Consider the following 6,346-nt stretch of genomic DNA (forward strand, 5'->3'; position numbering starts at 1 on the left):
AGCATCGACAGCCTTATTAACAGCGTCAGTGGCTTTTTCCGCTGCATCAGATGCTGCTTTATCGGCTGCATCAGGTACTTTCTTCACGTCATCAGTTGCCTTATCAACTGCATCAACTTTATCCGTATCATGTGCAGGATATTCGGAAGCCTTTCGTGCCGCACTTTGAACAAGTGAAGTAGAACAAGCTATGAAAACCCCCATATAAAAGAGTGTTTTCCAATTGATTTTACGATACATTCTTTTTTCCCCTTAAGAGCTTATTGAATAGTTGAAACAAACAATCTTCTTTTTAATGACTATTCATGTCACTCAACGTTGTCACAGCACGTCGATTTTGATTCCAACAGGAAATATCATCACATACTGCTACAGGTCTTTCTTTTCCGTAAGAAATTGTTTGAATCCGTTGTGCGGACACACCAAGAGACACCAAATAGTTTCGCACAGCAACAGCACGGCGCTGTCCAAGTGCCAAGTTATATTCACGTGTTCCCCTCTCATCAGCATGACCTTCGATCATAATAGAATAATAAGGATAATGAAGCAACCATTCTGCTTGGCGCATTAAAATACGTTCAGCATCAGCATCAAGTGAAGAAGAATCGAGACTAAAAAACACGCGATCACCCACATTAACCGTAAATTCTTGTCCTGAGCCTGGTGACACCTGATTCAAACCAGCATCATTCATATAAGCGCCATTCATACCGTTAAGTGCACCAACATTTTTTTTGCCACACCCACCCAGGCATAGTGAGAAAAGAAAGAGGATAGCTAAGGAATGAGAGATGGTTTTTTTGGTAGAGCGCATAATCCGTTTCTCCTTGAATTTCGTAAAGAAGGGTCAATTCTTAAAAATATTTTTAAGAATAACCGTTAATTCCTAATGAAGACGAAATTTTTTCTGTTTTTTTCGTCCTTATTTTTACTTTTAAGTCTCTGCCAATTTTTCTTCTCTTCAGCCATTCCTCTAACATTTCCATAAGAAATGTTTCCCTTATGCGTCATGGCTTTTTATGCATCATCTTGATTTTGACTATTTTTTTGCAGCGCGTTCAGCTTTGCAAAAACTTTATCAGCGTCAAAAGTCTTATGCAGATTGTCTTCACTCTCATTTTCCTCTAGAGCAGCGTTTTCCGTCACAGAAGCGGGAAGCAACGACCTATCTTCTTCTGCTGCAACAGGACGATTTTTCGCCGCACGCTGGAGCTCAAAATCTAAATCGATTTGCGAACACAAACCAAGTCCTACAGGATCAAGAGGAACCAAATTTGCACTATTCCAATGGGTTCTAAGGCGGATTTGTTCAATTGTCGCTTTTGTTGTCCCAATCAACCGTGCAATTTGTGCATCTTTCAACTCGGGATGGTTTGTAACCAACCATAGGATACCATTGGGACGATCTTGGCGTCGAGAAAGAGGGATATAGCGCGCCCCTTTACGTTTTTTTTCAGGAATATGCACCCTAGATTGAGAAATTTTCAATCGTGCGTTTTGATCAGCCTCCACCCGTGCAATTTCACTGCGCGTCAATTGCCCAGAACTAATCGGATCTAAACCTTTAATACCATAAGCCGCATCACCATCGGCAATAGCTTTTACTTCCAAGACATGCAATTTACAAAATTCTGCAATCTGATCAAAAGAAAGAGCTGTATTATCAACCAACCAAACAGCTGTTGCTTTGGGCATCAAAAGTTGCGTTGCCATTTTTATAAATCCTCTTCTGCGCCTCTTCTATGAGGCAGGTTACCGCCCACTCAAGAGCACTGGAACTTTTTTATATGTTTAGGTCTCTCCAACCACTCCTAAAACAAAGCGCGGCATGGAATAAACCATTTTGCTATGAGATTACATTCTGTTATAGCGTTATTTTTGCTTAACGACAAGAGATCTCTCTTGTAATGATCCTCAACTAAGGTGTCTTTACCTTTAAGATGAATTTTCTTATAAAGGGTTTATTCGATTATTTCACCTCATGCTGTGGCACATTTATTCTGGTGGGATGCATGCTTTATCGCCTTAAATTCTAAAGAGTATCCAACTGGCAAAAAAGCCCTCAAATAGGAAGGAAAACTATGGCAGGCCATTCACAATTTAAAAATATTATGCACCGTAAAGGGCGTCAAGATGCAATGCGCTCGAAAATATTTTCTAAGCTTGCGCGCGAAATTACCGTAGCAGCAAAACAAGGTGCTCCTGATCCAGCCATGAATCCACGTTTAAGGCTGGCTGTTCAAAATGCCAAAGCACAATCGATGCCGAAAGATAATATTGAACGCGCGATTAAAAAAGCGTCAGGCGCCGATGTAGAAAATTATGATGAAGTACGCTATGAGGGCTATGGACCAGGCGGCGTTGCCGTCATTGTTGAAGCGTTAACTGATAACCGCAACCGCACCGCTTCAAATGTGCGCGCCGCCTTCACAAAATCAGGAGGAGCCTTAGGGGAAACAGGATCGGTCAGTTTCATGTTTAATCGGATTGGTGAAATAATCTATAAGCCAGAAGCAGGAACAGCCGATAACATCATGGATGCAGCAATTGAAGCCGGTGCCGAAGATGTGCAATCAGAAGAAACCGGACATCATATTACCTGCGCATTTGAAGATATTGGTGAAGTTTCCAAAACACTTGAAGCAAAACTTGGTGAAGCAGAATCGATTAAAACGATTTGGAAAGCCACCACCCTTGCACCAATAGATGAAGAAAAAGCTTTGTCCGTTTTACGACTAATTTCAACATTAGAAGAAGATGATGATGTGCAAAATGTTTATGCAAATTTTGATGTCAGTGATGAGATTTTGGCAAAATTGTCTGTATAATTCCCATCATTTGCATAAGCCCTCTCTTCATTCATGAGGGCTTCAAAAGCATCTGTCACCCCTCCTCTTTATCCGCACATATAAAAGCCCCGCATCAATCGCGGGGTAAGCCATTGATGCAACAAAAAACCACAATCAATCGCAGAAAACATAATCCCAAAAAGAAAGCATACAAAACTCTGTAGCCTTACGCCTTTCTTACATGCCCCAAAGATTATCCCTATATTCCTCTCTATTTGATCTTTTTGTTCTTTAAGATTAACCTCCTCTCCCCACCCTCAAGTAATGAAATGATCTAGCCTCTAAACAATTGGGGTTTTCTTGACGTATTCCTATGACGAATCACTCATGAAATTCACTTGAAACTTAAGGCTCAACAAACATGCATTCCCCTAAATATTCGCTACGCACTTAAAAAACACTTAGAATATATCAAGGAGGTTTATACGCCCTATATCCCCACACCTCAAAGGGCAGTGTTTTTACAACATCACAGAATAAAAATAAGCAAATGGAAAGCCAGAGCTGATTTTTTAGCAAAGTATTGTACAAAAAGCCGGTACATCTCTCTAATCCGTTGCAGATAAATTTTTGACTTTATGGCATTAACTTTATGGCATCGTATATTTCTAAAATAACGTCATTTATCTTAAAAATCTGTCCTTTTGCTCTTACCGATCAATCAATATTCAGACCTAAAACAACCGCGTACTTGAATAAAACACATCAGAGAGCAACAGCCCCCCTGACAAGAGTCCGGACTCTTCACAAACAAAATCGAAGAGGAAGTTTAAAAAAATATAGCGACACTTTGAATAAAAAGTTGAACTCTAGAGACCTCAGAATTTTCGACTCTATTTTTCAAGGTCTTATTTTGAATTTTTTTAAGCATTTTCCCCAAGGAAATTCCATTATCGATCAACAACCATAGATGATAGATGAAATCTACATAACTCCCCATGCCCATTATAATCAATTCCTTCTTTTAAATAATTTAAAAACTATTGAGATTGTGTAAACTTGAGACTGTATTCCTTCTATATTCTGTTTTTAAGCATTTTGTTTTACTGTACATTGAGCAAAGGCGACCATGCTGGATCTGAAGCATCATTGGGGGTAGGGAGTTGTCGTTCATTGCGTCCCGTAATATCAATCGTATAAATTTTTGGTCCCATACCGGGATTTTTGCGAAAGAACATCAGTACACGACCATTGGGGGCCCACGTTGGTCCTTCATTGTGAAACCCTGTGGTTAAAATTCGTTCTCCTTGTCCATCAGGGCGCATAACACCGATAGAAAATTGTCCGCTTAATTGTTTTGTAAAGGCGATATAGTCACCCCGTGGAGACCAAATAGGTGTTGAATAACTCCCATCGTTTGAAGAAATACGTTGAATATCACTCCCATCCGCATTCATTTTATAGATTTGCGGCTTTCCACTACGATCTGAAGAAAAGACAATTTGTTTTCCATCCGGTGAATAAGAAGCAGAAGTATCAATAGCAGAAGTTGTTGTAAGTCGCGTCATCGTACGGGTTCGTAAATCCATAGTGTAAAGATTGGCACTCCCATCATTTTGTAACAAACTCATGATAACTTTTTGTCCATCAGAAGAAAAACGTGGAGCAATTGTCATGTTATTAAACGTTCCGATCAACTCTCTTTGCCCCATTTCAATTTGTTGGAGATAAACATGAGGTACTTGATTGTCCTCATAAGCCATATAGGTCATTTCTTGTCTTTTTGGGGAAAAACGCGGTGTAAGCACCAATTCACTTCCATCAGACATATAAATCAAATTTGCGCCATCTTGATCCATCATTGCTAAGCGTTTAATGCGTGCATTTTGGGGGCCTGTTTCATCGATAAAAACAATTCGTGTATCAAAATAACCACTTTCTCCTGTCATTTCACTATAGATCTCATCTGCGATCATATGTGCCACACGCCGCCAACGTTCTGTCGCGGTATAAAAACGCCGTCCTTTCAATTGTCTTTGTCCAAACACATCCCATAAACGAAAATCGACCCTCAAACGTCCATCGATTTCTCTCATGACTTGCCCAGTAACTAAACCTTGTGCTTTTATTTTCTGCCAAGAAGCAAAATGCGGTTGTTTATTAGGATTAGAAATGTTTTCAAAAAAATTTGCTTTATCAAGCGGTAAAAAAAGCCCCGACCGTTCAAGATCGGCTGTCACCACAGCAGATATTTTCAACCCAATCGAATCATTGGAAATAAAGTCTGTAATTGCAATGGGAATGGGATTAAAATCAGCGCTCGAAATAGTTCCTTTCAATTGCGCATAACCCGATGAAATATTTGAAAGCCACAACCCACAAGTGACAATAAACCAAGCAAAAACTTTATGTCTCGTTATAGTCATCATGGAATGTGTCCTTTCGTTAAGCGCTTTTTTCTCGTTTATCATCTTATTTCTTGGAGGGGATCAACATTAAAGTCAAAACCTTGCCCCCATAGATCATATTGATCACGTGGGAGATCTGCATAAGGTTGGCATGAAAAGACAGCAGCATACACCTGCCTTATCATAATAGCTTGTTGACTCTCAAGGCCGCTTACGGGATCAATGATAGGGTCGCCCACAACCATCCCTTCACGGTCTAAGTAAAATCGCAACCGCACGACCGGACGATTTTTTAAATCGCCGCCAAGCGCCACAAGTTTAAGCTTCTGTTGAATACATCCCCCCGCAATATTGACCAATGTTTGTGCCATTTTTGTGGTATCATTAATATTTTTTCTTGCACCCAAAGCTTCTGGTATATGAGAACGTTTTGCTCCCCCTCCTTGTGACCGCGCACGATTGAGCAAATTATTTTCCTCCAGAGCTAAAATATCTTCAATGGTCTGTTTCTCTTGGTTTTTCTTGTTAAGCTTTGGCGTCTTTTGATTCAATGCAGCCTCATTCTTCTTTGGAAATTCTCCGTCAAACTTTGGTTTAAACTGTGGAAGAAGAGATTTTTCTGGAAGTACAATTTTGGGCGCTTGATGAACAATCTGCTCTGCTGGTACTTTTGGGACCGTTGGAGCCAATTCTTTTGGCGATATCATTTCTTCATTTTTGTGCGCAGGCTTGAGCGCAACCTTAGAGGCATCCTCCGGTGCCTCTAAAGGCATCTCAGGCGCAACCTTGGGTGCATCCTCCGGTGGTGCCTCAAAAGGCATCTCAGGTGCAACCTTGGGTGCATCCTCCGGTGCCTCCAAAGGCATCTCAGGCGCAACCTTGGGTGCATCCTCCGGTGGTGCCTCAAAAGGCATCTCAGGTGCAACCTTGGGTGCATCCTCCGGTGCCTCCAAAGGCATCTCAGGCACAACCTTGGGCGCATCCTCCGGTGCCTCCAAAGGCATCTCAGGTGCAACCTTGGGTGCATCCTCCGGTGCCTCCAAAGGCATCTCAGGCGCAACCTTGGGTGCATCCTCCGGTGGTGCCTCAAAAGGCATCTCAGGTGCAACCTTGGGTGCATCCTCCGGTGCCTCCAAAGGCATCTCAGGC

The 6,346-nt window shown here is 41.4% G+C and carries 5 protein-coding genes and 1 pseudogene; 1 reads left to right on the plus strand and 5 read right to left on the minus strand.

Features of this window, described 5'->3' with window-relative positions; genetic code table 11:
* From ACFIL7_RS00755 to ACFIL7_RS00765, 3 genes and pseudogenes are all read right to left on the minus strand, one after another.
* Window positions 1-240 (minus strand): annotated as a pseudogene (locus ACFIL7_RS00755) (tol-pal system protein); the annotation flags it as partial.
* A gap of 52 nt (window positions 241-292) precedes the next feature.
* The gene (gene pal, locus ACFIL7_RS00760; RefSeq protein WP_375633417.1) at window positions 293-814 is read right to left on the minus strand and encodes a peptidoglycan-associated lipoprotein Pal; all 522 of its coding nucleotides are present in this window, start codon (window positions 812-814) and stop codon (window positions 293-295) included.
* A 203-nt stretch (window positions 815-1,017) separates the two neighbouring features.
* Window positions 1,018-1,713, minus strand: a complete 696-nt coding sequence (locus tag ACFIL7_RS00765) for a DUF1013 domain-containing protein (protein WP_375634428.1) — start codon at window positions 1,711-1,713, stop codon at window positions 1,018-1,020.
* A gap of 368 nt (window positions 1,714-2,081) precedes the next feature.
* On the opposite strand from ACFIL7_RS00765, the gene ACFIL7_RS00770 reads away from it, so the two are divergent.
* On the plus strand, window positions 2,082-2,828 hold the full coding sequence (locus tag ACFIL7_RS00770; protein WP_254492472.1) for a YebC/PmpR family DNA-binding transcriptional regulator: 747 nt from the start codon (window positions 2,082-2,084) through the stop codon (window positions 2,826-2,828).
* A 1,064-nt stretch (window positions 2,829-3,892) separates the two neighbouring features.
* Here ACFIL7_RS00770 and tolB read toward each other — a convergent pair.
* Complete coding sequence (gene tolB / locus ACFIL7_RS00775; protein ID WP_375655037.1) at window positions 3,893-5,218, minus strand: Tol-Pal system beta propeller repeat protein TolB; 1,326 nt, start codon at window positions 5,216-5,218, stop codon at window positions 3,893-3,895.
* 38 nt (window positions 5,219-5,256) lie between these two features.
* The coding region (locus tag ACFIL7_RS00780; RefSeq protein ID WP_375683240.1) for a cell envelope biogenesis protein TolA at window positions 5,257-6,346 on the minus strand (1,090 nt) is incomplete at its 5' end.

This window comes from Bartonella sp. AP3QHHD (genome assembly GCF_042195765.1).
Taxonomy (GTDB): domain Bacteria; phylum Pseudomonadota; class Alphaproteobacteria; order Rhizobiales; family Rhizobiaceae; genus Bartonella.

Excerpts from the sequence above, each read along its gene's own strand:
- pal (WP_375633417.1), bottom strand. The coding sequence starts at position 814 with ATGCGCTCTACCAAAAAAACCATCTCTCATTCCTTAGCTATCCTCTTT.
- ACFIL7_RS00765 (WP_375634428.1), bottom strand. The coding sequence starts at position 1,713 with ATGGCAACGCAACTTTTGATGCCCAAAGCAACAGCTGTTTGGTTGGTT.
- ACFIL7_RS00770 (WP_254492472.1), top strand. The coding sequence starts at position 2,082 with ATGGCAGGCCATTCACAATTTAAAAATATTATGCACCGTAAAGGGCGT.
- tolB (WP_375655037.1), bottom strand. The coding sequence starts at position 5,218 with ATGATGACTATAACGAGACATAAAGTTTTTGCTTGGTTTATTGTCACT.